The organism is Mesorhizobium australicum WSM2073, assembly GCF_000230995.2.
GTDB classification, from domain to species: Bacteria; Pseudomonadota; Alphaproteobacteria; order Rhizobiales; family Rhizobiaceae; genus Mesorhizobium; species Mesorhizobium australicum.
In genome coordinates this window covers 4,476,562-4,501,798 of sequence record NC_019973.1, presented here as the reverse complement: position 1 = coordinate 4,501,798, position 25,237 = coordinate 4,476,562, and the positions used below count along the sequence as shown (strand labels likewise).

The window sequence follows — 25,237 nt, the reverse complement described above, 5'->3', positions numbered from 1 at the left end:
GGGATTCGTCCACGAGCGAGTTTGTACAACGGAAGATTGCGTGGATCAGGAGCAACCGCAGCACGAGAAGATCCGGTTCAGGCGGGACGAAATCACCGACCTGGGGGCCCTGCCGTCCGCGTGCCGCGTCCCGCCTCTTGGCCAGGCGGCGATCGGCCGCGGCTTTCGCATCCTTTCGCGAGTGTTTGCCGGCGTGGTCGCGTTCATGCTGCTGGCCGCGACGGCGGTCTATCTCATCGGCCTTTCCGGCATTGGTTCTGACCGGCTGCGCGTCGAGGCGGAGAGCGCCATCGAGAGGCTGGCGGGCGTCGACGTCAATGTCGCTGTCGGGCCCGCCCGCATCACGCTCGACAGTTCGAGCTTCGTGGCGCTGCAGGTGAGCGATGTCAGCCTGAAGACATCGGACGGCAAACCCATGGCCGATGCCGGGCGTGTGCGCTTCGGCATCCGCCTGGTGCCGCTTTTGTGGGGCGAGGTGCGGCTGACCAGCGCCAGGATCTCCAATGCTCGCATCGTCATGGCGGCGATGCCGTCCGGCGGCGACTGGACGGCGGCACTGCGCAACGAGAACGGCCTCGTCGATCCGGAGAAGCTGTCGGACGCGGTGTTCGGCTACATCCATCGTGCGCTCGACGCCGTGCGGGAAGATTCGATGCGCCGGATCGATCTCAGCAATGTCGAGTTCGTGTTGCCCGACGCTGGATCGATCAAGCTGGTCAAGATCGCCGACGCCACCGTGGTTCAGTCGGGGCCGGGCGGCATGGAGTTCACCTCCGACGCGGACGTCGACGGCAGGACAGTCACCGTTGTAGCTTCCGCCACCCGTAACATCGCGGCGCATCGGGTGACGGCGTTGGATGCCAGCATCAATCTGGCGGATGCCGGCGCCACCGCTGCCGGTTCCGGCAAGCTTGGTGCCGTCGCGCTGAAGTTGACAGGATCGGAGGGGTCAGGTGCCACCGCATCACGCTTGACCGCCGCCCTTTCGTCCACCGGGTCCGTGCTGGATCTTGGCACACGCGGGCTGCTGCCGGCGGATGCCGATGTCAATGCGACGCTTGTCTATGGCTCCAACAAGATCCAGGTGGACAGGCTGCTCTTGAAAACCGGCAGGTCTTCATTCGATTTCGGCGGCTCGATCGGGCCAAAACCAGCAACCGGGGTGGCTGGTGAGGAACCCTCCTACCGTTACGATCTGACCAGCGACGGTTCGACCCTGGCGCCATCGGAATCGCCTGAGCCCGCGCTGATGTTCCTGGCGCGCATCGCCGGCGTCTACCAGCCGCAAAGCCATAAACTGGTGGCCGAGCAGATCGCGGTTCGGTCCGCCGGGAGCAGCGAGGTGCTTGGCACCGCGGCTGTGGAATTCGTCGAGGGCAAGGCTCCCGGGATCAATCTGGCGCTCAACATCCATGACATGCCGGTCTCGCACGTCAAACAGCTGTGGCCGTGGTTTTCGGCGCGCAATGCGCGGCTCTGGGTGCTGAACAATCTGTTCGGCGGCCGCGTGGTCGATGCCAGCCTCCAGTTCCAGGTGGTGCCGGATCGCCTCGGCAATGGCGTGCCGCTTTCCGCCGACGAGGTCTTCGGCCGCTTCCAGATCGAAGGCGCGCGTTTCGACACTGCCGGCCGCATCCCGCCGATCCGCGACGCGGTGGGCGTGGTCGGATTCCACGGCAACGACGTCGACGTCTCCTTGTCGTCGGGCACCGTCTTCATGCCTAGCGGCCGCACGGTGGCGGCCAGCAATGGCACGCTGACGGTCAAGGCCGCCAACCGTCCGCCGGTCATCGGCGCACTCGACATCGATGTGGAGGGGGAGGCGCCGGCCGTCGCCGAGCTTGCCTCCTACGAACCGATCAACGCTATGCGCCATGTCGGCATCCTGCCTGAGGATCTTTCCGGCAGCGTCACCGGCCACGTCAAGGCGGACATTCCGCTGCAGTCGGGCGTCGATACGGCGAAGCTCGATTGGCTGGTGTCGCTCGACTACACCGGCCTGTCCCTAGCCAAGCCGTTCGAGGGGCAGGCCGTGACGGACGCGGACGGCTCGATCACGGTCGACCCGCAAAAGGCTGTCATTTCGGCCAAGGCATCGCTGAACGGCATTCCGGCCGAACTCGATCTCGTCGAGCCGTTGACGGATGACGGGCCGGCGCGCAGTCGCAAAGTCGCCCTGGTGCTCGACGACAAGATCCGCGCCGCCGCCATGCCCGGCCTGACGCCGCTGCTTGGTGGAACGGTGAAGGTCGCGATCGACAAGAGCGGCAGCGGCAACCAGAACGTTTCGGTCGACCTGACCAATGCCAGGCTGGACATTCCCTGGGCCGGCTGGAGCAAGGGGGCGGGGGTTCCCGCCAGCGCCACCTTCGTCATGACCAAGGCCGGCGACACCACGACGCTGTCCGACTTCGACCTCGGTGGCAAGACATTCTCCATCGATGGCGGCATCGTGCTGGTCAACGGCGCGCTGTCGTCGGCCAAGTTCAGCAGGGTCACCCTGAACCGGGGCGATGATGTTTCCGTGTCGGTGAAGCGATCGGGCAAGGGCTATGCGGTCGGCATCAATGGCAATGCGCTTGATGCTCGTTCGTTGATCAAGCAGTTCACGTCCGATGTGGACACCGCGACCAAAACGACAGGAACAGACAATATTTCAGTCAGTGCGGACGTCAATCAGCTCACCGGTTTCCACGACGAGCAGCTCTCCAACCTGAAGCTCGACTACAGTGCGGCCGGTTCGCGGGTGAACGGACTGAAGCTCAGCGCGACGGCGAGTTCGGGTGCCGCCATCACCATCAGCAACACCACCGGCGACGGCAGGCGTTCGCTCAATGTGCAGTCGGCGGACGCCGGCGCCATCCTGCGGTTCCTCAACATCTATGAGCACATGGAAGGCGGATCGATCACGCTGGCGCTGACCGGGGCCAGCGACGGGCCGATGAAGGGCAAGGTCGACACCAGCAACTTCTTCATCGTCAACGAACCCAAGCTCGCCTCCATCGTCTCGACCACGCCGGCCGGCGACAGCCGCAGCCTCAACCAGGCGGTGAAGGGCAAGCTCGACACGTCGCGGGTGAAGTTCGAGCGCGGATATGCCGAAATCGACAAGGGCAGCGGCTATCTGCGGCTGACCAATGGCGTGCTGCGCGGCCCGCGTATCGGCACGACCTTCCAGGGCATCCTCTACGACCAGAACAACAATATGGATATGACCGGCACCTTCATGCCTGCCTACGGTCTCAACCGCATCTTTGGCGAATTGCCCATCGTCGGCGCGCTTCTGGGCAATGGCCGCGACCGCGGCCTGATCGGCGTCACCTACCGCCTCAGGGGCAATGCCAACAAGCCGGTGCTCGACGTCAATCCGCTGTCGGTGATCGCGCCGGGGATATTCAGGTCGATCTTCGAGTATCGCTAGAGCGAAACGGTTTTCCGCCCGGAATTGCCTCAAGACACATAGTTGGAGCCGTTTCCGGGAAACGGCTCCAAGGGCCTTAGGCCGGCCTGACCAGGATGTGTTTTTTCCTGCCCAATGAAAGCTTTATGACGTTTTCCGGACTCAAATCCTGAAGCGTCACCAGCCGGCGGTCGTCGCTGACCGCCTGGTCGTTCAGGCGCACGGCGCCGCCCTGGATGTGCCGCCGTGCCTCGCCATTGGATGATGCCAGCCCGGCGCTGACCAATAGCGACAGGATGCCGACACCGGCTTCGAGCGCGGCCTTGTCCGCCTCGACGGCCGGCAAAGTGTCGGCGAGAGCGCCTTCCTCGAAAGTCTTTCGCGCCGTCTCGCTGGCCTGTTCGGCGGCAGCGCGGCCATGCAGATGGGCGGTAATCTCGGTCGCGAGAATCTTCTTTGCCTCGTTGATCTCGGAGCCGCCCAGCCGCTCGAGCCGTGCGACCTCGTCCAGCGGCAATGTGGTGTAGAGTTTCAGGAACCGGGCAACGTCGGCATCCTCGGTGTTGCGCCAGTACTGCCAGAACTCGTAAGGGCTCAGCATCTGCGGATCGAGCCAGACCGCACCCGACGCCGACTTGCCCATCTTGGCGCCGGACGAGGTGGTGAGCAGCGGCGTGGTCAGCGCATAGAGTTGCGCATCTTCCATACGGCGGCCGAGATCGATGCCGTTGATGATGTTGCCCCATTGGTCGGAGCCGCCCATCTGCAGGCGGCAGCCGAGGCGCTTGTAGAGTTCGACGAAATCATAGGCCTGCAGGATCATGTAGTTGAATTCGAGGAACGAAAGCGATTGCTCGCGATCGAGCCGCAACTTGACGGAATCGAACGCAAGCATGCGGTTGACGGAAAAGTGCCGGCCGACATCACGCAGGAAATTGACGTAGTTGATCTCCATCAGCCAGTCGGCATTGTTGACCATGACCGCGTCGTTCGGACCACTGCCGAATTTGAGGTAGGGCATGAAGTTGCGGCGGATGCCGGCAAGATTGCCGTCGATGTCTTGCGGCGTGAGCAGCTTGCGCGCCTCGTCCTTGAAGGAGGGGTCGCCGATCATCGAGGTGCCGCCGCCCATCAGCGCGATCGGCCGATGGCCGGTCTGCTGCAGCCAGTGCAGCATCATGATCTGGATCAGCGAGCCGGCATGCAGGCTCCTGGCGGTGGCGTCGAAGCCGATATAGGCCGTCACCGTCTCCTTGGCGAAGAGTTGATCGAGACCGGCATCATCCGAGGTCTGGTGGATGAAACCGCGCTCGCTCATCGTGCGCAGGAAATCGGATTTGAAGGCAGGCATCGTTTCTTTCCCGAAAGCGTGTGCCCGTCCAGCGCGGGCTTATGTGAACGCGCGCGTTTAGCACCCAAGCGCGATCAGCAAAAGTGGAATCCGGTTTTGCGGCCGGCGCGGATGGCATTTGCGAATCCTTGCCTCATCCATGCCGCTGGCGTAATGAGGCGCCGCGCAAGGGCAGCGCCCGCACGCCGCGACGGGGTCGTCCCGCAGATCAGATCCGGAAAGCTCCCGCGATGAACAGAAACTACCTCTTCCTCTTTCTGTTCAGCTTGGTCATGAGTTTCAGCGGCTTGGCGAGCCTTCCGCCGATCGACCGCGACGAGTCCCGCTTTGTCCAGGCGACCAAGCAGATGGTCGAAACCGGCGACTATATCGACATCCGCTTCCAGGATGTCTCGCGCTACAAGAAGCCGATCGGCATCTACTGGCTGCAATCGGCTGCCGTCGCATTGAGCGGCGAGGGCGCGGCCGCACCGATCTGGGTGTACCGCCTTGTCTCGATGCTCGGAATCGCGCTCGCTGTCCTAGGCATCGGCTGGACGGGCACAAAATTGTTCGGCGCCAATGCCGGCCTTGCCGCCGGCCTGATGATGGCGGCGATCTTCGCAACCGCGTTCGAGGGACGCGACGCCAAAACCGACGCCATGCTTCTGGCCTGCTGCGTGGCCGCGCAGGGCGCGCTGGCGCAAGTCTACCTGGCGTCGCGCCGCAACGAGCCGGTGGCCGGCCATCTGCCGTGGATATTCTGGTTCGCGCAAGGCGTCGGGATCCTCATCAAGGGACCCGTGGCCCCGCTTCTGTCACTGCTGACGGCGGCCGCGCTGTTTGCTTTCGAACGCGACTGGCGCTGGCTTTTGAAGCTGAAGCTCGTGCGCGGCGTCGCGCTCGTTTTGCTCATCGTGCTGCCCTGGGTCGCTTTTATCGGCTGGAAGAGCGGCGGCGCCTTTTTTCAGGAAGCCGTCGGCAAGGATATGCTGAACAAGGTCGCGTCCGGAGAGGAATCGCACGGCCTGCCGCCCGGCTTCTACATGCTGACCTATTCGCTGTTCATGTGGCCGTTCGGCCTGATCGCGGTCGGCGCCGGCCTGCAGGCCCTCAATCGTGTGCGCGACGATTTCAGGCTGCGCTTTTGCCTGGCATGGTACATTCCGTTCTGGCTGGTGTTCGAACTCATCCCGACCAAACTGCCGCATTACGTCCTGCCGGCCTATCCCGGCATGGCGCTGCTGATCGGCTGGCTGCTGACGTTGTCGCCGCAGGACGCCAATGCGCCGCTCAAGCGCTGGCAGCAGTGGTTGTGGTGGTCGACCGCGTTCGGTCTGGTGGTGGTCAGCCTCGGGCTGGCGGCGGTCTGTATCGGGGCACCGATCTACCTTACGCACAGTTTCTCCTGGTGGAGCATTCCTGCGGCAGCGTCAGCGCTGGGCGCCGGTTATCTCGCATTCTCCAGGCAGTTGCAGGTGCCGCTGCCTCGCATTGGAGCCACCGCCGCCTGCGCGGGCATCACCTATGCCTTGCTGTTCGGGGTCATCGCGCCGTCGCTGAAGCCGATGTGGCTGAGCCCGGCGATCAGGCAAGCCGTGCTTGCCAACCAGGCATGCGACACAACGGTGCTGGCCTCGGCGCGGTATCAGGAGCCGAGCCTGGTGTTTCTGGTCGGCACGAAAACGGTGCTGACCGATGTCGGAGGCGTGGCGGAGCACCTGCTCGCCGATCCTGCCTGTGCCTTGGGGCTGGCCCCGATCGGGGATGAGCAGAAGCTGAATGGCATGCTGTCGGTGCGAGGCAAATCGGTGAACCGCGTCGCTGAAATCGATGGCCTCAACTATTCGTCGGGAGACAAACTGTCGCTCGGCCTTTATCGTGTGGCCCAATGACGGCTGGGTCGATGACAGAGTCCAGTTTCCAATGCTCGTGAAATCACGCCCACCAGTTACCAGCTCCCTCCTCGGGATAGGACGCCGGTCCCTCGACAATTTTCGCGACACCCTGCGGATCGCAAGGCGGCGCCTCGCCGTTCGGCCCGCTCGCTATCCCAACATCTCATGGTGGGCGTGGGGACTGGTCTGGGTCTTTCTGACGGCAGCCGCCTTTGTTCGTCTCGATACGCCGGCGGGGGTAGCCCATGGCCAATGGTCGGCGGGTGCCGCCAGGCTTGCCGAATTCTTCACACAGTTCGGACTGGGCGGCTGGTATCTCATCCCGTCCGCGCTTCTGCTTGTCGCGGCCAATCTGACGGATTGGCGAAGCCTTTCGCGGCGCGCGCTGATGCTGGTCTACAGTTGGACTTGTCTGGCTTTTCTGGTGCTGAGCGCCGTTGGCCTGTCGGGCCTGACCGTCAATGTCTTGAAATATGCCATTGGCAGGGCGCGCCCGCTCTACTTCCAGGATTTTGGCGTCCTTGCACTGCACCCCTTTGCCTTCGATGCGCGCTTTGCTGGCTTTCCGTCCGGCCACGCCACGACGATGGGCGCCGTGTTCGGTATCCTGCTGCTTTTGTTTCCGCGGCGTTGGTATATCGCCCTTGTGGTGACGGGCTGCATCGCCTCGACCAGGGTCTTCGTCGGCGCGCACTATCCAAGCGACACCGTCGCCGGCTTCGGCCTCGGCTGTGCCTTCGCGCTGGCGTGCGGACTGGTCTTTGCCAGGCTCGGTTTCATCTTCCGGCCGGCAGCTTCAGGATTGCCGGTCCGCAAATCATCGTTCCGGCTTATTGCCCCGGAAAAATAAGCTGCCGGACCGTACCGCAGCATATGGCGAGGCGGACATTGCCCGCCCGCCCATAGCCCCGCGAACACGCCTGGCCTGATGTCTTAACGCAGCCGCTTCGGCCTCGGATCGGACAATTCTCCCGCCAGCCGTCGATCGAGATAATCGGAGCATTCCTCGATCAAGAGATCGGCGTCGTTGGCGAAAAAGTGGTTGGCGCCGGGCAGGGTCTTCTGCGTGATGGTGATGCCCTTCTGCGTATGCAGCTTGTCGACCAGGCCCTGCACATCCTTCGGCGGCGCCACCTTGTCGGCGTCGCCATGAATGATCAGGCCCGAAGACGGGCAGGGCGCCAGGAAGGAAAAATCATAGGTGTTGGGCTGCGGTGCGATCGAGATGAAGCCCTCGATCTCGGGCCGGCGCATCAGCAGCTGCATGCCGATCCACGAACCGAAGGAATAGCCGGCGACCCAGCAGCTCTTGGAATCCGGATGCAGCGACTGCACCCAGTCGAGTGCCGCCGCCGCGTCCGACAACTCGCCGGTGCCATGGTCGAACTCGCCCTGGCTGCGGCCGATGCCGCGAAAATTGAAGCGCAGCGTGGTGAAATCACGCTTCTGGAACATGTAGAAGAGGTCGTAGACGATCTTGTTGTTCATCGTGCCGCCGAACTGCGGGTGCGGATGCAACACGATGGCAATCGGCGCGCTCTTTTCTCGCGAGGGCTGGTAGCGTCCCTCAAGGCGGCCGGCCGGACCGGTGAAAATGACCTCAGGCATGAAATACTCCACGTGACATACAAGTGCGCGGTGCTCGGAAAACTGTTCCTCTGGCCCCGCTTCCACAGACCTTGACGCAGGGCGAGCGTCTTCATAGAAGCTAGTTTAGAATTGTTCAAAACTGGGTGGCCGAAACGCAATCGCCCGGTCGCCCTCGCCGCAAGCCGCGTAAATAGGACGGCTTGCCTTGGAATTTCAAGGAAATAACGCCATACGTCGGCGGAATGGCTTCTGACGGGAAGAACTGGACAAAAATGGCCGCGAGACGCGCCTATCTCGACTATAATGCCAGTGCGCCGCTGCTTTCAGCGGCGCGCGAGGCCATGGTCGCGGCGTTTGATGCGGCCAACCCTTCTTCGGTCCATGCCGAGGGGCGCGCCGCGCGCAGGCTCGTCGACAATGCCAGGCGCGACGTGGCGGCACTGGTCAACGGCAAGGCCGAACATGTCGTCTTCACTTCGGGTGCGACCGAGGCCGCCTCGGCGCTTCTGACGCCGGACTGGCGGATGGGGCGCGGCGCCATTGGCATGAGCCGGCTCTACGTGTGCGAGGCCGACCATCCGTGCCTGCTGAATGGCGGACGTTTCCCGGCAAGCCAGGTAACGCGGATCGGTGTCGACGCCGATGGCATCGTCAACCTCGACGCCTTGACCGCGGCGCTCGCCGGCCACGACAAGGCCGACGGCCTGCCGCTGGTGGCGATCCATGCCGCCAACAACGAAACCGGCGTCATCCAGCCGATCGATCGCATTGCCGAAATCGTCAAGGCGGAGGGCGGCATTCTTGTCGTCGATGCCGTGCAGGCCGCTGGCCGCGTCTCGATCGACATGGCGGCTGGATACGCCGACTATGCAATTCTATCCTCACACAAGATCGGCGGCCCCAAGGGCGCCGGTGCCATCGTCGCCGCGGCCGACCTGATGATGCCGACGCCGCTGATCAATGGCGGCGGCCAGGAAAAAGGCCACCGTGGCGGCACCGAGAACCTGCCTGGCATTGCCGGGTTTGGCGCCGCTGCACGAGAAGCCCTGGCCGGACTGAAGGCCGTCGGTGCCGTGCGGCAGCGTCGCGATGAGGCCGAAGCCATCCTGAAGACGCTGGTGCCGGACGTGGAAATCTTCGGAACGGGCGCGCCAAGGCTTGCCAACACGACATTCTTCGCTATTCCCGGCGTAAAAGCCGAAACCGCCCAGATCGCCTTCGATCTGGCAGGCGTGGCGCTTTCCGCCGGATCCGCCTGCTCGTCGGGCAAGGTCGGGCCGAGCCATGTGCTGAAAGCCATGGGGCACGGCGACAGCCTTGGCGCCCTGCGCGTCTCGGTCGGTGCCGCGACCGCCGCCGAGGACATCGAACTGTTCCGCACCGCGCTGGCAAGCATTGCCGCGCGTCGGGCGGGTAGAGAGAAGGCCGCCTAGCGGTTGGAGCATCGGACGGAGAATCCGATGCTTGAGAAAAACGGATTTGGGCCTTTCGGCCTGGTAGAGCCGTGCGTTTCATGCTGGCCGGGTGAATTTCCGGTCGAGGCGCACTATATTGAACTTACGCTGCCGCGGATGCTGCTCGGTGTCCATTTGGCGGTGCCATAGTTTGAAAACTGTCGGGCCTTGACCCCGGCGTGGATGGAGAACGCTTATGCCTGCTGTGCAGGACACGATCGATCGGGTCCGAAAGATCGACGTCGACCAATACAAATACGGATTCCAGACCGAGATCGCCGTCGACAAGGCTCCCAAGGGCCTGAGCGAAGACATTATCCGTTTCATCTCGGCCAAGAAGGACGAACCGTCCTGGATGCTGGAATGGCGCCTCGAAGCCTATCGGCGCTGGCTGACGCTGGAAGAGCCGACCTGGGCGCGCGTCAACTACCCCAAGATCGACTTCCAGGACATCTACTATTACGCGGCGCCCAAGAGCACGCCCGGACCGACTTCGCTCAGCGACGTCGATCCTGAGATCTTGAAAGTCTACGAGAAACTCGGCATTCCGTTGAAGGAGCAGGAGATCCTCGCAGGCGTCCAGAAGACCGACGCCTCGGAGTTCGAGGAAGCCAGCGACAACGTCTACAAGTCGGGCCGCGTCGCCGTCGACGCCGTGTTCGATTCCGTGTCCGTCGTCACCACCTTCAAAAAGGAACTGGCGCAGGCCGGAGTCATCTTCTGCTCGATCTCGGAAGCTATCCGCGAGCATCCCGAACTGGTGAAGAAATATCTCGGCTCGGTCGTGCCGACCTCCGACAATTACTACGCCACACTGAATTCGGCCGTATTCACGGACGGGTCCTTCGTCTTCGTGCCGAAGGGGGTGCGCTGCCCGATGGAGCTGTCGACCTATTTCCGCATGAACGAGAAGAACACCGGACAGTTCGAGCGCACGCTGATCATCGCCGAGGAGGGGGCCTACGTCTCCTATCTCGAGGGCTGCACGGCGCCGCAACGCGACGAGAACCAGCTTCACGCCGCGGTGGTCGAACTGGTCGCGCTCGACGATGCCGAGATCAAATATTCGACCGTGCAGAACTGGTACCCCGGCGACGCCGAGGGCAAGGGCGGCATCTACAACTTCGTCACCAAGCGCGGCGACTGCCGTGGCGACCGTTCGAAGATTTCGTGGACCCAGGTCGAAACCGGCTCGGCGATCACCTGGAAGTATCCAAGCTGCATCCTTCGCGGCGACGATTCCTCGGGCGAGTTTTATTCGATCGCCGTGTCGAACGGCTACCAGCAGGTCGATAGCGGCACCAAGATGATCCATCTCGGCAAGAACACGTCGAGCCGCATCATCTCCAAGGGCATCGCCGCCGGATTCTCGCAGAACACCTATCGCGGCCAGGTCTCGGCGCACCGCAAGGCAACCAACGCCCGCAACTTCACCAACTGCGACAGCCTGCTGATCGGCGACCAGTGCGGCGCCCACACCGTGCCCTACATGGAAGCCAAGAACTCGACGGCGCAGTTCGAGCATGAGGCGACGACGTCGAAGATTTCCGAGGACCAGAAATTCTACGTCATGCAGCGCGGCATCCCCGAGGAGGAAGCCATCGCGCTGATCGTCAACGGCTTCGTCAAGGACGTCATCCAGCAACTGCCGATGGAGTTCGCCGTCGAGGCGCAGAAGCTGATCGGCATCTCGTTGGAAGGCTCGGTGGGCTGACCAGCCCAGATAAATATTCAGGAAACAAAGAATGCTTGAGATCAAGAACCTGCATGCTCGCATCGTCGATGACGGCACCGAGATCATCCGCGGCCTGAACCTGACGGTGAAAGCCGGCGAGGTCGCCGCGATCATGGGCCCGAACGGCTCGGGCAAGTCGACCCTGTCCTACATCCTTGCCGGCCGCGAGGACTATGAGGTGACCGAGGGCGACATCCTCTACAACGGCCAGTCGATCCTCGAAATGGATCCGGCCGAGCGCGCTACGTCAGGAATTTTCCTCGCTTTCCAGTATCCGATGGAGATACCGGGCGTCGCGACCATGGAATTTCTCAAGGTGGCCATGAACGAGCAGCGCAAGGCGCGTGGTGAAGAGCCGCTGAAAATCCCGGAATTCCTCAAGCGCGTGAAGGAAGCCGCCGCCTCGCTCAGCATGGACATGGCGATGCTGAAGCGGCCGCTCAATGTCGGCTTCTCCGGCGGCGAGAAGAAGCGTGCCGAGATCCTGCAGATGAAGCTTCTGGAGCCGAAACTCTGCGTGCTCGACGAGACCGATTCCGGCCTCGACATCGATGCGCTGAAGATCGTCTCCGACGGCGTCAACGCGCTGCGCGCGCCGGACCGGGCATTCCTGGTCATCACCCACTATCAGCGCCTGCTCGAGCACATCGTGCCCGACAGCGTGCACGTGCTCTACAAGGGCCAGGTCATCAAGTCGGGCGACAAGTCCCTGGCGCTCGACCTCGAAGCCAATGGCTATGCCGGCGTGATCGGCGAAGCCGCGTGAGATGCCAGGTCATTTTGTGCCAAAAGACGGGGCAAAGCTGATGAATATGCACACACAACCGCAGCGCACACCGGCCGAGACAGCGTTGATCGACGCGTTCGGCGACCGGCTGTCGCTGTTGCCGGGCGACGGCGCGGTGATGCTGAAGCGCGACGATGCCATCGAAGCGATCAAGCATGGCTTGCCGACGCGACGCATCGAATCCTGGCATTATACCGACCTGCGCCGTCTTTTGAACGCGGTGCCGGAGTTCGACCCGGCCGCCGCGGCGAAAGCCATCGCGCCAATCGTCGACGGTTCGACGGTTCTGAGCCTGTTGAACGGCGCATCGAGCGCCAAGGCGCCAATTGTCGAGGGCGTCAGCGTCCAGCGCCTGTCGGAAAAGCTGACCGACGGCAGCATCGCGCCGGGCCTCGATCCCTATGGCAATGACGATGCCATCGGTGCGCTGAACACGGCTTTCGTCGCCGACGGCTACTTTGTCGACATCGCCGATGGCGCCGAACTGGAAAAGCCGATCGAGCTGCAGAATTTGCAGGCCGGCGGCCAGACCCATGTGCGCTTGGCCGTTCGCGTCGGCGCCGGCGCCAAGGCCGTCATCGTCGAGCGTCAGGCGGGCGAGGGCGCGGCGCTGACCAGTTCGGTCAGCCAACTCGTGCTCGGCGAAGGTGCTGAGGTAACGTGGCTGATCGTGCAGGAGCAGCCGGAGACGGCGACGCATCTGGCACAGTTCAAGGCCCATATCGGCAAGAACGCGAAACTGACGCTGTTCGTCATGAACGCCGGCGGCAAGCTTGTGCGCCAGGAGATCATGGTCAAGACGACAGGTGAGGGCGCCGACTTCCGATTGCGCGGCATCAACCTGCTCGCCGGCGACACCCACACTGACGTGACCATGGTGCTCGACCACGCCGTGCCGCACACGACCTCGACGGAGATCGTCCGCAACGTGGTGACGGGCAAGGCGCGTGGCGTCTTCCAGGGCCGCATCAACGTCCATCAATATGCGCAGAAGACCAACGCCAAGATGGCCTGCAACACGCTGTTGCTGTCCGACGATGGCGAGTTCTCGACCAAGCCGGAGCTCGAAATCTTCGCCGATGACGTCGTCTGCGGCCACGGCGCGACGGTGACCGAGATCGACCACGACCATCTATTCTACCTGATGGCGCGCGGCGTCGACGAAAAGAGCGCGCGCGGTCTGCTGGTCAAGGCTTTCGTCGCCGAGGTGATCGAGGAACTGGACGACGAGACGATTGTCGAGGCGCTGGAAGCGAAGCTCGACGAGTGGTTTGTGACGCACGGGTGAAGCTGATGAACGCACCGGGCAAGATTGGAGATTTCTACGACGTCGAGGCGATCCGCCGCGACTTCCCGATCCTGTCGCGCGAAGTCTACGGCAAGCCGCTGGTCTATCTCGACAATGGTGCCTCGGCGCAGAAGCCGCGGGTGGTGCTGGACACGATCCAGCACGCCTACAGCCAGGAATACGCGAACGTCCATCGTGGCCTGCATTTTCTGTCCAATGCCGCCACCGACGCTTACGAAAAGGCGCGGGAAACGGTGCGCCGTTTCCTCAACGCGCCAAGCACCGACAACATCGTCTTCACCTCCAACACGACGTCGGCCATCAACACCGTCGCCTATGGCTATGGCATGCCCAATATCGGCGAGGGCGACGAGATCGTGCTGTCGATCATGGAGCACCACTCCAACATCGTGCCCTGGCACTTCATCCGCGAGCGGCAGGGCGCCAAGCTGGTCTGGGTGCCGGTCGACGATCTCGGCGTCTTTCACATCGAGGAATTCGAAAAGCGGCTGTCCGATCGCACTAAACTCGTGGCCATCACGCAAATGTCGAACGCGCTGGGCACGGTGACACCGATCAAGGAGATCGTGCGCATCGCGCATTCGCGTGGAATTCCGGTGCTTGTCGACGGCAGCCAGAGCGCGGTGCACATGCCGATCGACGTGCAGGATCTCGACTGCGATTTCTTCGTCTTCACCGGCCACAAGGTCTATGGTCCCTCGGGCATCGGTGTCCTCTACGGCAAGAAGGATAGTCTCGCCGGCATGCGGCCTTTCATGGGCGGCGGCGAGATGATCGAGGAGGTGACGGAAGACATCGTCACCTACAACGAGCCGCCGCATCGCTTCGAGGCCGGCACGCCGCCGATCGTCCAGGCGATCGGACTGGGCGCCGCGCTCGACTATATGGACTCTGTCGGTCGTGAGCGCATCGCCGCCCATGAGGAAGACTTGAAGACCTACGCCCACGAGCGCCTGCGCGCCATCAACTCGCTGCGCATCTTCGGCGATGCGCCCGGCAAGGGCGCCATCATCTCCTTCGAGCTGCAAGGCATTCATGCCCATGACGTGTCGATGGTGATAGACAGGCAAGGCGTGGCGGTCCGTGCCGGCACCCATTGCGCCCAGCCGCTGTTGAAACGTTTCGGCGTAACCTCCACATGCAGGGCATCGTTCGGCATGTATAATACCAGGGCAGAAGTCGACGCTTTGGCCGAGGCGCTTGAAAAAGCGCGCAAATTCTTCGGATGACGATTTTTTCGGGTGACGACCATGGATGATGTGACCACCACCGAAGCTACGCCGGAAAACTCGGGTAACGGCGTCGTTTCCGCCTCGGCCATTCCCGCTGATGAGCTGGCGCGGCTGACCGACGATATCGTCTCGGCGCTGAAGACGGTCTACGACCCGGAAATCCCGGCCGATATTTACGAGCTTGGCCTCGTCTACAAGATCGACGTCGAGGACGACCGCTCGGTCAAGATCGACATGACGCTGACCGCGCCTGGCTGCCCGGTGGCCGGCGAAATGCCCGGCTGGGTGGAAAATGCCGTCGGCGCCGTCGAGGGCGTCTCCGGCGTCGAAGTCAACATGACTTTCGACCCACCCTGGACGCCCGACCGCATGTCGGAAGAGGCGCAGGTGGCGGTGGGCTGGTACTAGCGCCGCACCTGGCACACTTGCGCCGGTGGTAAAACTTCACCATTTTAGGTGAGGAATCATTCGGCAGGCCTTGAACCTGCATGGAATGGAGAAGGAAAAACATGGGACGCTTTGCCGTCATCACGATGACCGAAAAGGCCGCTGACCGGGTGCGCGAGATCGTCGCCACGCGCGAAAACGCGCATGGCATCCGCCTTGGCATTAAGAAGGGCGGCTGCGCCGGCATGGAATACACGGTCGATCTGGTGACCGAGCCCAACACCAAGGACGACCATATCGAGCGCGATGGCGCCCATGTCTATGTCGCGCCGGAAGCCGCCCTGTTCCTGTTCGGCACCGAGATGGATTTCGAGCAGACGACGCTGCGCACCGGTTTCACCTTCCACAACCCGAACCAGAGTTCGGCCTGCGGCTGCGGCGAGTCGGTCGAGTTGAAGCCGGCCGATCTCAAGGCGCTGGCCGAGGCGCGCGCCACGGCCTGATCTTCCTTCGCCCCGTAAACGGGGCGAAGAAAGCTACTCCACCCACATACCCGTCCGCTTGTGCCAGTCCGCGATCGATTCCTCGGGATAGACGTCGAACGTCTTGTCGCCTTTGCCGATCTCAGGCTCGACCCAGTTCGCCTTGTATTTCAGCATCAGATGCACTTTTTCGGGTGGTTTCGGCAGGTCGCTGTCGATCGCCGAGGCGAAGGGATGCACCAGCTCCGGCCAGGTTGGGTCGTAGAGCCAGAGCGCCGACCCGCATTTGCGGCAAAAATTGCGCTCCCCGGTCGATATCTCGCAGTGGGGATGCTCGTCATCCTCGATCTCGGCGCGATAGACGCCGAGATTGCTCTTGCCCCTGATGTTCAGCGTCTCGTAGGCGGCGCCGAGATTGATGGCGAAACCGCCGCCGCCCTGCTGCTTACGGCAGATCGAGCAGTAGCACAGCATGAACGGCACGGGCGTGTGGCTTTCCACCTCGAAACGCACGGCGTTGCAGCGACAGGACCCCTTGAGCAGCACAGGCATGGCTAAAACTCCGACAGGATAGCCACAACCTGTCAGCATGATTTTGGTTGCGGCGATGACAAGGCCAAATGCCAGTGACATGATCGCGGCATGGACAATGAGCGCATCGCGGAACTGTTCGAGGGCCTCGGTCCGGTCAGCATCCGAAAACTATTCGGCGGCAAAGGCATCTATTTCGATGGCGTCATCGTCGCCATCGTGCTGCGCGGCGAATTGCTGCTGAAAGCCGACGCGCAGAGCGCATCGGAGTTCGAAGCCGCGGGCTGCCGGCAATGGACCTACACCGGCTCTCGCCACGGCAAGCTTGTCGCCATGCCCTATTGGAGCATTCCCGACAGCGCTTTCGACGATCCCGACGAAATGACGGTGTGGGCGCGACGCGCCTACGAAGCTGGGCGGCGGGCGGGGAAGTAGGCTCCCGCCAGCGCGAGGCCACCCCTCATCCGGCCGCTTCGCGGCCGCCTTCTCCCCGGCGGGGAGAAGAGGTTTGCGTTGAGGCCGCAAGTTCCTCTCCCCTCGGGGAGAGGTCGGATTGCCCCGAATTGCTCTTTGCAATTCGGTCTTGGTAATCCGGGTGAGGGGGACTCTCTTGGCAGTCCCTACAGCGCCTTGGCGATCTCAGCCGCCAGCCTTGCATTGTTCTCGACCAGCGCGATGTTGGTCTTCAGGCTGCGGCCGCCGGTGAGTTCGAGGATTTTTCCCAGCAGGAACGGCGTCACGGCCTTGCCGGTGACGTTGAGGGCTTCGGCCGCCTTTTGCGCGGCTTCGATGTAGCCCGCCATTTCTTCAGCGGGGATTTCGTGGGATTCCGGCACGGGATTGGCAATCAGCATGCCGCCGCCCAAGCCCAGAGCCAGGCGTGTCCGGTAGAAATGCGCGATATCTTCCGGTCCGTGCAAGGTCAATGGCGCCCGGAACGGTGACTGCCGCGACCAGAAGGCCGGCATCGTCTCGCAGCCATGGCCGACCACGGGCACGCCGCGCGTCTCCAGCACTTCCAGCGTCTTTTCGATGTCGAGGATCGCCTTGGCGCCGGCCGAGACGACGATCACCGGTGTACGCGCCAATTCATCGAGGTCGGCCGAGATGTCGAAGCTCTTTTCCGCCCCCTTGTGCACGCCGCCAATGCCGCCGGTGGCGAACACCTTTATCCCGACCATGTCAGCCGCGATCATGGTGGCGGCGACCGTGGTGCCACCGGTGCGGCCCTGCGCGACGGCGAAGCCGAGATCGGCGCGCGACAGCTTCATGGCGTCACCGGTCATCGCCAGCGATTCGCGTTCGCCGTCCGAAAGCCCGATCTTGATGCGGCCGTTGACCACCGCGATGGTTGCCGGCACGGCGCCGCCGTCAGCGATGATCTTTTCGACGTTGGCCGCCATGGCGCCATTGTCGGGATAGGGCATGCCATGGGTGATGATGGTGCTTTCGAGCGCCACCACCGGGCGCCCGGCGGCCAGGGCCTGCGCCACCGGTGCGTGGACATCGATGAAGGGGCGGGCGGTCTCTGGCGTCATCTCTGATCTCCAATCCGGAGTGCGGCGCGTCCATCAGGAAAGCGTAGCTTCACCGCGCGTTATGAACTTGCCGGGTCTCATGCCACTTCCCTGGCATCCGGCACAAGGGCCAGCGCTTCCGCGAAGCTCGCCGCGGTGAATTCGGGCACCGCGTCGGCGCTTTCGATGGCCAGCGTTGCCGCGGCGACGCCCTCACGCACGGCGTGGCGCAGCGGCTGGCCCCGCAGCAGTGCTGCGACCGTTGCACCTGCCAGCGCGTCGCCGGCGCCGGTGACATCGGCGACTTTTCTGGGGGCAGGCGGCAGGATCGAAAAGGCGCCTGTCTCATCGAAACCCAGCACAGGGCCGCTGCCGGCCGTGACCACGCCGCTGGCAAGGCCGCTGCACCGCAACCCGTCGACCATTTCCCGCTCGGCGGCCGCTGCATTGACACCGGCCAGCACGACGGCCTCTCGCCGGTTCATGAAGAGCTGGGCCAGCCCGCCGAGAACCGGTATCAGCCGCGTTACCTTCGCCGGCGAAATCGCGATGGCGAAAACCGGTTTACCGGCGGCGAGCGACAGCAGCCGCTCCAGGGCGGCCGACGGCAGATTGGCGTCGCACAGGATGGCATCGGCGGCGGCCACCTCCTGGCGTATCTTGGAACGCCTGATCTGCTTGGGAAAAGCCAGGTCGTACAGTGCCATGTCGGCAAAGCCGACGATCAATTCGCCCTCGCGATCGATCAATGCCGTGTAGCTCGGCGTGGTACGGTCGAGGAACACCGCCGAAAGATCGGCGATGCCTGCCTCGGCGATGGCCCGTGAAACCGTATCGGCCGACGCATCGCCGCCCCGCATCGACACCAGGGAGGCCGACACGCCGCGCCGCACCATGCTGCGCAACGCATTGAAGACGCCCCCGCCGACATCCTCGCGCATCGTGCCGGGATTGGAGGCTGCCGGCACATAGGGACCGTACACCTGGCCACGCCGGTCGATATGGGCGCCGCCCACGGCCAGGATCTTCGGGGATTCCACCATGGTGGCGATATGACCTTTGTTGTTGCGGCCGCACAAGCGCTAGAGTGCGCGACAGAGCTTCGCATGCTGGTCGGCGATTCGGTCGGGCGATACGATCGAGCCGTCTGGCCCAATGCGGAGCCCGTTCGTGCCAGGGTTTGCGAGACAAAAAAAGAACAAATCGCGATATCCTTTGTTTTTCAGTTGGTTGTCACCCCTTGCCAAATGAGAACAAAAAAGGTACAAAATGGCAGGGATCACGGATTGTCCGGCCTTCATTGACGACCAAGGGGTGATGTATCATGGCTCAGAATTCTTTGCGGCTGGTAGAGGATAAGGCAGTGGACAAATCAAAGGCTCTGGATGCGGCGCTGTCGCAAATCGAGCGGGCTTTCGGCAAGGGCTCGATCATGCGGCTCGGCGCCAACGAGCAGGTCGTCGAGATCGAAACGGTGCCGACCGGCTCGCTCGGCCTCGACATCGCGCTCGGCGTCGGTGGCTTGCCGCGCGGCCGTATCATCGAGATCTATGGGCCGGAAAGCTCCGGCAAGACGACCCTGGCCCTGCACACCGTGGCTGAAGCCCAGAAGAAGGGCGGCATCTGCGCCTTCGTCGATGCCGAACACGCGCTCGATCCGGTCTACGCCCGCAAGCTCGGCGTCGATCTTGAGAACCTGCTGATCTCGCAGCCCGACACCGGCGAGCAGGCGCTGGAGATTTGCGACACGCTGGTGCGTTCCGGCGCCATCGACGTGCTGGTGGTCGATTCGGTGGCGGCGCTGACGCCGCGTGCCGAGATCGAGGGCGAGATGGGCGATTCGCTGCCGGGTCTGCAGGCCCGCCTGATGAGCCAGGCGCTGCGCAAGCTGACCGCGTCGATCTCGCGCTCCAACACCATGGTCATCTTCATCAACCAGATCCGCATGAAGATCGGCGTCATGTTCGGTTCGCCCGAAACCACGACCGGCGGCAACGCGCTGAAATTCTACGCTTCGGTTCGCCTCGACATCCGCCGTATCGGCTCGGTCAAGGATCGTGACGAGGTCGTCGGCAACCAGACCCGCGTCAAGGTGGTCAAGAACAAGTTGGCGCCGCCCTTCAAGGTGGTCGAGTTCGACATCATGTATGGCGAGGGCGTCTCCAAGACCGGCGAACTGGTCGACCTCGGCGTCAAGGCCGGCGTGGTCGAGAAATCGGGCGCCTGGTTCTCCTATAATTCGCAGCGTCTCGGCCAGGGCCGCGAGAATGCGAAACTGTTCCTGCGCGACAATCCCGATACCGCGCGCGAGATCGAACTGGCGCTCAGGCAGAATGCCGGATTGATCGCCGAAAAGTTCCTCGAAAATGGTGGCTCCGAGGGCAATGGCGACGACGGTTTTGAGGACGAAGCCGGCGCGATGTAGGCAACGGCCAGAATTTGGCCATAAATCCAGACTATTAGTCAATGCTTAAGTAACAGAGTTCCGTAGTACCGCGTTCCAAACCGCCGGCCTTCGCGCCGGCGGTTTTCGTTTGGGCGGCCCCGCAAGTGCCGGTGCAAAGCGCGAATTGGCCCAATTCCGTGTTTCTGGACAGGGTCAAGAGCTACGGCTAAAAGGCCAGCTCCATCTTCTAGAAAATACAGAGCCATCTCCCGCCGGTCCGGCCGGCGGCTCTCTTGAAAAGGCAGTATCCATGAGTGGCGTCAACGAGATCCGGTCGACCTTTCTCGACTATTTCCGCAAGGAGGGCCACGAGGTCGTGGCCTCAAGCCCGCTCGTGCCGCGCAACGATCCGACATTGATGTTCACCAATGCCGGCATGGTGCAGTTCAAGAATGTCTTCACCGGTTTGGAGAAGCGGCCCTATTCGCGCGCCACCACAGCCCAGAAAAGCGTCCGCGCCGGCGGCAAGCACAACGATCTCGACAATGTCGGCTATACCGCGCGCCACCTGACCTTCTTCGAGATGCTCGGCAATTTCTCCTTCGGCGACTATTTCAAGGAGCGCGCCATCGAGCTTGCCTGGAACGTCATCACCAGGGAGTTCGGGCTGAAGAAGGACAAGCTGCTGGTCACCGTCTATCACACGGACGACGAGGCGGCTGGCTTCTGGAAGAAGATCGCCGGTTTCTCCGACGATCGCATCATCCGCATCCCGACCTCGGACAATTTCTGGGCGATGGGCGACACCGGTCCTTGCGGACCTTGCTCGGAAATCTTCATCGATCGTGGCGAGCACATCTGGGGTGGACCTCCCGGCAGTCCCGAGGAAGACGGCGATCGCTTCCTCGAATTCTGGAACCTGGTGTTCATGCAGTATGAGCAGGTAACGAAAGAGGAGCGCGTCGACCTGCCGCGCCCGTCGATCGACACCGGCATGGGCCTGGAGCGCATGGCGTCCATCCTGCAAGGAGTGGAAAGCGTCTTCGAGACCGACCTGTTCCGTCATCTGATCGATGCGGCGTCCTCGGCACTTGGGCGCGCGCCCGACGCCGAAACGGTTGCGTCCTATCGCGTCATTGCCGATCATCTGCGCTCGTCCTCCTTCCTGGTCGCCGACGGCGTGCTGCCGTCGAACGAAGGCCGCGGCTATGTGTTGCGCCGCATCATGCGCCGCGCCATGCGCCATGCGCAGTTGCTGGGGGCGAACGAGCCGCTGATGTGGAAGCTGGTGCCGGCGCTGGTGCGCGAGATGGGCCAGGCCTATCCCGAACTGGCACGCGGCGAAACGATGATCGCCGAGACCCTGAAACTTGAGGAGACCCGTTTCCGCAAGACGCTGGTGCGCGGCCTCGGGCTGCTGTCCGAGGCGACGGAGAAGCTCGGCGCCGGCGACATGCTCGATGGCGAAACGGCATTCAAGCTCTACGACACCTATGGCTTCCCGCTCGACCTGACGCAGGACGCGCTGCGGCAGCGCAGCATCTCGGTCGACCTTGCCGGCTTCACCAATGCGATGGAGCAGCAGAAGGCGGAGGCGCGCAAGCACTGGGCCGGGTCCGGCGAGGCCGCCACCGAGACGGTTTGGTTCTCCGTGCGTGAAAAGACCGGCGCCACCGAATTCCTCGGCTACGAAACCGAGCAGGCGGAAGGCCTCATCGAGGCGCTGGTCAAGGACGGCAAGACCGTAGACAGCGCCGGCAAGGGCGATGCGGTCGCCGTGGTCGTCAACCAGACGCCGTTCTACGGCGAGTCCGGCGGCCAGATGGGTGACACCGGCATAATCTCGGGCGAGGGCTTCTCGATCGAGATTTCCGACACGCAGAAGAAGGCCGATGGCCTCTTCGTGCATCTCGGCAAGGTGGTCGCCGGCACGGTCAGGCCGGGTGCCGCGGTCGAACTTAAGGTCGATCATGCCAGGCGCTCCCGGCTGCGCGCCAACCACTCGGCGACGCACCTGATCCACGAGGCGTTGCGCGAGGTGCTGGGCACCCATGTCGCGCAGAAGGGTTCGCTGGTCGCACCCGAGCGTCTGCGCTTCGACATCTCGCACAACAAGCCGATCTCCGCGCAGGAGCTCGAAGAGGTCGAGCGCATGGCCAACGAGATCGTCGTGCAGAACGGCCCGGTGACCACGCGCCTGATGTCGGTCGATGACGCCATTGCCGAGGGCGCGATGGCGCTGTTCGGCGAGAAATACGGCGATGAGGTGCGCGTCGTGTCGATGGGCACGGGCCTGCATGGCGCCAAGGCCAACCGCCCTTATTCGGTCGAGCTCTGCGGCGGCACGCATGTCAAGGCGACCGGCGATATCGGCCTGGTGCGCATCGTCTCGGATGGTGCTGTCGCCGCCGGCGTGCGCCGCATCGAGGCGTTGACCGGCGAGGCCGCGCGCAGGCATCTCGATGAGCAGGACCGACGCCTGAAGACCACGGCGGCAACGCTTAAGATTTCGCCCGCAGATGTGCCAGCGCGCGTCGAAGCGCTGCTCGAAGAGCGCAAGAAGCTCGAGAAGGATCTGGCCGAAGCGCGCAAGAAATTGGCGCTGGGCGGCGGGTCGCCTGCCGATGCTCCTGCCGCCAACGAGATCGTCGCTGGCGTCGGCTTTCTCGGCAAGGCGGTGTCAGGTGTCTCGCCGAAGGACTTGAAGCCGCTGGCCGATGCGGGCAAGACTTCGTTGGGCTCTGGCGTCGTCGTGTTCGTTGGCACGGCTGAGGACAACAAGGCGAGCGTCGTGGTCGCTGTCACCGATGATCTCGTCGGCCGTTTCAGCGCCGTCGACCTTGTTCGCGTGGCCTCCGCAGCATTGGGCGGGCAGGGCGGCGGCGGCCGCCCCGACATGGCGCAGGCCGGCGGCCCGGATGCGTCGAAGGCCGATGATGCGATCGCGGCAGTGAGGGCGGCGCTCGAAGCAGCGTAGCTACCATGCGTGGGGCCAGGCGGGATCCTTTCTCTTGGGGCAGCGCTGCCCCTCATCTGGCTGCCGCCATTTTCTCCCCGTAGAACGGGGAGAAGGGCGCTTTCGTCGCGCCCTTCGCCAATCGCCCTCGTTGCAGAAGAGCGCCGATAACGCGACCAGCCTCTTTCTCCCCGTTCACGGGGAGAAATGCCCGGCAGGGCAGGGGCGGCGCGACGTCGAGGAAGCTCACCTCGAGTTATACGCTTTTTCGGTACGCACGAAGCTCGGGCGGCCAGCCATTCGCAAATACAAATCCCAGATGCCTGCAAACTGCGTCAGCAAGTTGCGCCCTTCGGCAACCTTGACGAAGTAGGCGATGATCGGTGCCGCGTGCAGATCGGCCAGGGTCAGCTGGTCGCCGAGCAGCCAGGGTCCATCTTGCTTCAGCGAAGTCAGCACCTTCAGCACCGTCTCTGCCTGCCGCAGGCCATCCGCGATCAAGCTCTCGTCGGGCACTTCTCTCTCCAGACGCTCGACCGCGACATCCCAGACCATCGCACGGTAGGCGTAGGCGTCGAGCATGCCGATGATCTGGTTCATCCTTGCGCGGGCGCGTATGTCGGCGGGCTGCAGCGCCGGCCCGTCGAAAGCGTCGTCGATATAGCGCGCGATCGCACTCGCCTCGAACAGGCGGAACCCCTCATGCTCGAAGGCTGGGATGCGGCCGAAGGGATGGTGCTTGCCGTACCATGCCGGCGCGCCACCTTCTGCAAAGATGTCGACCGGCACGAGATCGTAGGCGATGCCTTTCTCCTCGAGCGCAAGCCGGACGATGCGTACATAGACGCTGTAATCCGCGCCGTAGACGACCGGCTTGCCCATTTGTCCGCGAGGCGGTTACGCCATCGCCTTCTGCAAATTCTCGTCGATCTTGTCGAGGAAGCCGGTGGTCGAGAGCCAGGGCTGGTCGGGGCCGATCAAGAGCGACAGGTCCTTGGTCATGAAGCCGCTCTCGACAGTCTGGATGCAGACCTTTTCCAGCGTCTCGGAAAAACGCTTCAGTTCGGCGTTGTCGTCGAGCTTGGCGCGGTGCGCGAGGCCTCGCGTCCAGGCGAAGATCGACGCAATCGAATTGGTCGAGGTTTCCTCGCCCTTCTGATGCTGACGATAGTGGCGGGTCACGGTGCCGTGCGCGGCTTCCGCTTCGACGGTCTTGCCATCCGGCGTCATCAGCACCGAGGTCATCAGGCCGAGCGAACCGAACCCTTGCGCCACCGTGTCGGACTGGACGTCGCCGTCATAGTTCTTGCAGGCCCAGACATAGCCGCCCGACCATTTCAGGCTCGACGCCACCATGTCGTCGATCAGGCGGTGCTCGTACCAGAGCTTCTTCGACTTGAACTCGGCCTCGAATTCAGCCTCGTAGACTTCCTGGAAAATATCCTTGAAGCGGCCGTCATAGGCCTTGAGAATGGTGTTCTTGGTCGACAGGTAGACCGGATAGTTGCGCAGCAGGCCGTAGTTCAGCGACGCCCGGGCGAATTCGCGGATGGACTCGTCGAGATTGTACATGGCCATGGCGACACCGGCGCCGGGCGCGTCGAACACGTCGTGCTCGATGACCTGGCCGTCCTCGCCGACGAACTTGATCGTCAGCTTGCCCTTGCCGGGAAAGCGGAAATCGGTGGCGCGATACTGGTCGCCGAAGGCGTGGCGGCCGACGATGATCGGCTTGGTCCAGCCGGGCACCAGGCGCGGCACGTTCTTCATGATGATCGGCTCGCGAAAGATGGTTCCGCCCAAAATGTTGCGGATGGTGCCGTTCGGCGATTTCCACATCTTCTTCAGCTTGAATTCCTCGACGCGCTGCTCGTCGGGGGTGATGGTCGCGCATTTCACGCCGACACCGTATTTCTTGATGGCGTTGGCCGAATCGATGGTCACCTGGTCGTTGGTGGCGTCGCGATGCTCGATGCCCAGGTCGTAATATTCGAGCTCGAGGTCGAGATAAGGGTGGATCAGCTTGTCCTTGATGAACTGCCAGATGATGCGGGTCATCTCGTCGCCGTCGAGTTCGACGACCGGGTTCGCCACCTTGATCTTCGCCATGGAAAGAATGCCTCGTTGCTGGGAATGGGACGGCCTTGCCCGCGTGGCGTCGGCCGGGGATGCCGCCCGTATATCAAAGCGCTTTTGGCCACGCAAACGGCGATCGGTCACGAATGTGAGCCCACGGCGCCGTC

21 protein-coding genes are annotated in these 25,237 nt (G+C 63.1%); 14 read left to right on the top strand and 7 right to left on the bottom strand.

Features of this window, described 5'->3' with window-relative positions; genetic code table 11:
* The first annotated feature begins 40 nt into the window (after window positions 1-40).
* Window positions 41-3,421, top strand: coding sequence for a YhdP family protein (locus MESAU_RS21725; RefSeq protein WP_015318176.1), 3,381 nt, complete (start codon window positions 41-43; stop codon window positions 3,419-3,421).
* Between the two features lie 76 nt (window positions 3,422-3,497).
* Here the strand turns inward: MESAU_RS21725 and tyrS are convergent, their stop codons facing one another.
* Window positions 3,498-4,751: a tyrosine--tRNA ligase gene (gene tyrS, locus MESAU_RS21720; protein WP_015318175.1), complete on the bottom strand. Its 1,254-nt coding sequence runs from the start codon at window positions 4,749-4,751 to the stop codon at window positions 3,498-3,500.
* A gap of 230 nt (window positions 4,752-4,981) precedes the next feature.
* Here tyrS and MESAU_RS21715 point away from each other — a divergent pair, with 230 nt between their 5' ends.
* Complete coding sequence (locus MESAU_RS21715; RefSeq protein WP_015318174.1) at window positions 4,982-6,625, top strand: ArnT family glycosyltransferase; 1,644 nt, start codon at window positions 4,982-4,984, stop codon at window positions 6,623-6,625.
* Between the two features lie 31 nt (window positions 6,626-6,656).
* Window positions 6,657-7,478 carry a phosphatase PAP2 family protein gene (locus MESAU_RS21710; RefSeq protein ID WP_015318173.1) on the top strand — a complete coding sequence of 274 codons (822 nt, stop codon included), beginning with the start codon at window positions 6,657-6,659 and terminating at the stop codon, window positions 7,476-7,478.
* Between the two features lie 83 nt (window positions 7,479-7,561).
* Here MESAU_RS21710 and MESAU_RS21705 read toward each other — a convergent pair whose 3' ends face one another.
* Complete coding sequence (locus MESAU_RS21705) at window positions 7,562-8,236, bottom strand: alpha/beta hydrolase (protein ID WP_015318172.1); 675 nt, start codon at window positions 8,234-8,236, stop codon at window positions 7,562-7,564.
* Between the two features lie 254 nt (window positions 8,237-8,490).
* On the opposite strand from MESAU_RS21705, the gene MESAU_RS21700 reads away from it, so the two are divergent.
* From MESAU_RS21700 to sufA, 8 genes are all read left to right on the top strand, one after another.
* Window positions 8,491-9,651, top strand: coding sequence for a cysteine desulfurase family protein (locus MESAU_RS21700; protein ID WP_015318171.1), 1,161 nt, complete (start codon window positions 8,491-8,493; stop codon window positions 9,649-9,651).
* A 27-nt stretch (window positions 9,652-9,678) separates the two neighbouring features.
* Window positions 9,679-9,822 carry a hypothetical protein gene (locus tag MESAU_RS31290; protein ID WP_015318170.1) on the top strand — a complete coding sequence of 48 codons (144 nt, stop codon included), beginning with the start codon at window positions 9,679-9,681 and terminating at the stop codon, window positions 9,820-9,822.
* 46 nt (window positions 9,823-9,868) lie between these two features.
* Complete coding sequence (sufB, locus tag MESAU_RS21695) at window positions 9,869-11,386, top strand: Fe-S cluster assembly protein SufB (RefSeq protein ID WP_015318169.1); 1,518 nt, start codon at window positions 9,869-9,871, stop codon at window positions 11,384-11,386.
* 31 nt (window positions 11,387-11,417) lie between these two features.
* Window positions 11,418-12,173 carry a Fe-S cluster assembly ATPase SufC gene (gene sufC / locus MESAU_RS21690; RefSeq protein WP_015318168.1) on the top strand — a complete coding sequence of 252 codons (756 nt, stop codon included), beginning with the start codon at window positions 11,418-11,420 and terminating at the stop codon, window positions 12,171-12,173.
* A 40-nt stretch (window positions 12,174-12,213) separates the two neighbouring features.
* Entirely contained in the window at window positions 12,214-13,482 is a 1,269-nt protein-coding gene (sufD, locus tag MESAU_RS21685) for a Fe-S cluster assembly protein SufD (protein ID WP_041163856.1), read from the top strand.
* 5 nt (window positions 13,483-13,487) lie between these two features.
* Window positions 13,488-14,732 (top strand): cysteine desulfurase, encoded by a 1,245-nt coding sequence (locus MESAU_RS21680; RefSeq protein ID WP_015318166.1) that lies wholly within the window; start codon window positions 13,488-13,490, stop codon window positions 14,730-14,732.
* Between the two features lie 21 nt (window positions 14,733-14,753).
* Window positions 14,754-15,143, top strand: coding sequence for an SUF system Fe-S cluster assembly protein (locus tag MESAU_RS21675; RefSeq protein WP_015318165.1), 390 nt, complete (start codon window positions 14,754-14,756; stop codon window positions 15,141-15,143).
* Window positions 15,144-15,244: 101 nt separating this feature from the next.
* The gene (gene sufA, locus MESAU_RS21670) at window positions 15,245-15,625 is read left to right on the top strand and encodes a Fe-S cluster assembly scaffold SufA (RefSeq protein WP_015318164.1); all 381 of its coding nucleotides are present in this window, start codon (window positions 15,245-15,247) and stop codon (window positions 15,623-15,625) included.
* Window positions 15,626-15,658: 33 nt separating this feature from the next.
* On the opposite strand, the gene MESAU_RS21665 is transcribed toward sufA, so the two are convergent.
* Window positions 15,659-16,156, bottom strand: coding sequence for a GFA family protein (locus tag MESAU_RS21665; protein WP_015318163.1), 498 nt, complete (start codon window positions 16,154-16,156; stop codon window positions 15,659-15,661).
* A 90-nt stretch (window positions 16,157-16,246) separates the two neighbouring features.
* Here MESAU_RS21665 and MESAU_RS21660 point away from each other — a divergent pair, with 90 nt between their 5' ends.
* On the top strand, window positions 16,247-16,570 hold the full coding sequence (locus MESAU_RS21660; protein WP_015318162.1) for a TfoX/Sxy family protein: 324 nt from the start codon (window positions 16,247-16,249) through the stop codon (window positions 16,568-16,570).
* Between the two features lie 185 nt (window positions 16,571-16,755).
* Here MESAU_RS21660 and MESAU_RS21655 read toward each other — a convergent pair whose 3' ends face one another.
* Complete coding sequence (locus MESAU_RS21655; RefSeq protein ID WP_015318161.1) at window positions 16,756-17,673, bottom strand: pseudouridine-5'-phosphate glycosidase; 918 nt, start codon at window positions 17,671-17,673, stop codon at window positions 16,756-16,758.
* A 77-nt stretch (window positions 17,674-17,750) separates the two neighbouring features.
* Window positions 17,751-18,695 (bottom strand): carbohydrate kinase family protein, encoded by a 945-nt coding sequence (locus tag MESAU_RS21650; RefSeq protein ID WP_015318160.1) that lies wholly within the window; start codon window positions 18,693-18,695, stop codon window positions 17,751-17,753.
* 281 nt (window positions 18,696-18,976) lie between these two features.
* On the opposite strand from MESAU_RS21650, the gene recA reads away from it, so the two are divergent.
* Window positions 18,977-20,077: a recombinase RecA gene (recA, locus tag MESAU_RS21645; RefSeq protein WP_013895892.1), complete on the top strand. Its 1,101-nt coding sequence runs from the start codon at window positions 18,977-18,979 to the stop codon at window positions 20,075-20,077.
* A 271-nt stretch (window positions 20,078-20,348) separates the two neighbouring features.
* Window positions 20,349-23,015, top strand: coding sequence for an alanine--tRNA ligase (alaS, locus tag MESAU_RS21640; RefSeq protein ID WP_015318159.1), 2,667 nt, complete (start codon window positions 20,349-20,351; stop codon window positions 23,013-23,015).
* A gap of 225 nt (window positions 23,016-23,240) precedes the next feature.
* On the opposite strand, the gene MESAU_RS21635 is transcribed toward alaS, so the two are convergent.
* Window positions 23,241-23,876, bottom strand: coding sequence for a glutathione S-transferase family protein (locus MESAU_RS21635; RefSeq protein WP_015318158.1), 636 nt, complete (start codon window positions 23,874-23,876; stop codon window positions 23,241-23,243).
* Between the two features lie 15 nt (window positions 23,877-23,891).
* Window positions 23,892-25,103: an NADP-dependent isocitrate dehydrogenase gene (locus MESAU_RS21630; RefSeq protein WP_015318157.1), complete on the bottom strand. Its 1,212-nt coding sequence runs from the start codon at window positions 25,101-25,103 to the stop codon at window positions 23,892-23,894.
* Window positions 25,104-25,237 lie beyond the last annotated feature (134 nt).

Coding starts and splice junctions, on each gene's coding strand:
- tyrS (WP_015318175.1), bottom strand. CDS start 4,751: ATGCCTGCCTTCAAATCCGATTTCCTGCGCACGATGAGCGAGCGCGGT.
- MESAU_RS21715 (WP_015318174.1), top strand. CDS start 4,982: ATGAACAGAAACTACCTCTTCCTCTTTCTGTTCAGCTTGGTCATGAGT.
- MESAU_RS21710 (WP_015318173.1), top strand. CDS start 6,657: ATGCTCGTGAAATCACGCCCACCAGTTACCAGCTCCCTCCTCGGGATA.
- MESAU_RS21705 (WP_015318172.1), bottom strand. CDS start 8,236: ATGCCTGAGGTCATTTTCACCGGTCCGGCCGGCCGCCTTGAGGGACGC.
- MESAU_RS21700 (WP_015318171.1), top strand. CDS start 8,491: ATGGCCGCGAGACGCGCCTATCTCGACTATAATGCCAGTGCGCCGCTG.
- MESAU_RS31290 (WP_015318170.1), top strand. CDS start 9,679: ATGCTTGAGAAAAACGGATTTGGGCCTTTCGGCCTGGTAGAGCCGTGC.
- sufB (WP_015318169.1), top strand. CDS start 9,869: ATGCCTGCTGTGCAGGACACGATCGATCGGGTCCGAAAGATCGACGTC.
- sufC (WP_015318168.1), top strand. CDS start 11,418: ATGCTTGAGATCAAGAACCTGCATGCTCGCATCGTCGATGACGGCACC.
- sufD (WP_041163856.1), top strand. CDS start 12,214: ATGAATATGCACACACAACCGCAGCGCACACCGGCCGAGACAGCGTTG.
- MESAU_RS21680 (WP_015318166.1), top strand. CDS start 13,488: ATGAACGCACCGGGCAAGATTGGAGATTTCTACGACGTCGAGGCGATC.
- MESAU_RS21675 (WP_015318165.1), top strand. CDS start 14,754: ATGGATGATGTGACCACCACCGAAGCTACGCCGGAAAACTCGGGTAAC.
- sufA (WP_015318164.1), top strand. CDS start 15,245: ATGGGACGCTTTGCCGTCATCACGATGACCGAAAAGGCCGCTGACCGG.
- MESAU_RS21665 (WP_015318163.1), bottom strand. CDS start 16,156: ATGCCTGTGCTGCTCAAGGGGTCCTGTCGCTGCAACGCCGTGCGTTTC.
- MESAU_RS21660 (WP_015318162.1), top strand. CDS start 16,247: ATGGACAATGAGCGCATCGCGGAACTGTTCGAGGGCCTCGGTCCGGTC.
- MESAU_RS21655 (WP_015318161.1), bottom strand. CDS start 17,673: ATGACGCCAGAGACCGCCCGCCCCTTCATCGATGTCCACGCACCGGTG.
- MESAU_RS21650 (WP_015318160.1), bottom strand. CDS start 18,695: ATGGTGGAATCCCCGAAGATCCTGGCCGTGGGCGGCGCCCATATCGAC.
- recA (WP_013895892.1), top strand. CDS start 18,977: ATGGCTCAGAATTCTTTGCGGCTGGTAGAGGATAAGGCAGTGGACAAA.
- alaS (WP_015318159.1), top strand. CDS start 20,349: ATGAGTGGCGTCAACGAGATCCGGTCGACCTTTCTCGACTATTTCCGC.
- MESAU_RS21635 (WP_015318158.1), bottom strand. CDS start 23,876: ATGGGCAAGCCGGTCGTCTACGGCGCGGATTACAGCGTCTATGTACGC.
- MESAU_RS21630 (WP_015318157.1), bottom strand. CDS start 25,103: ATGGCGAAGATCAAGGTGGCGAACCCGGTCGTCGAACTCGACGGCGAC.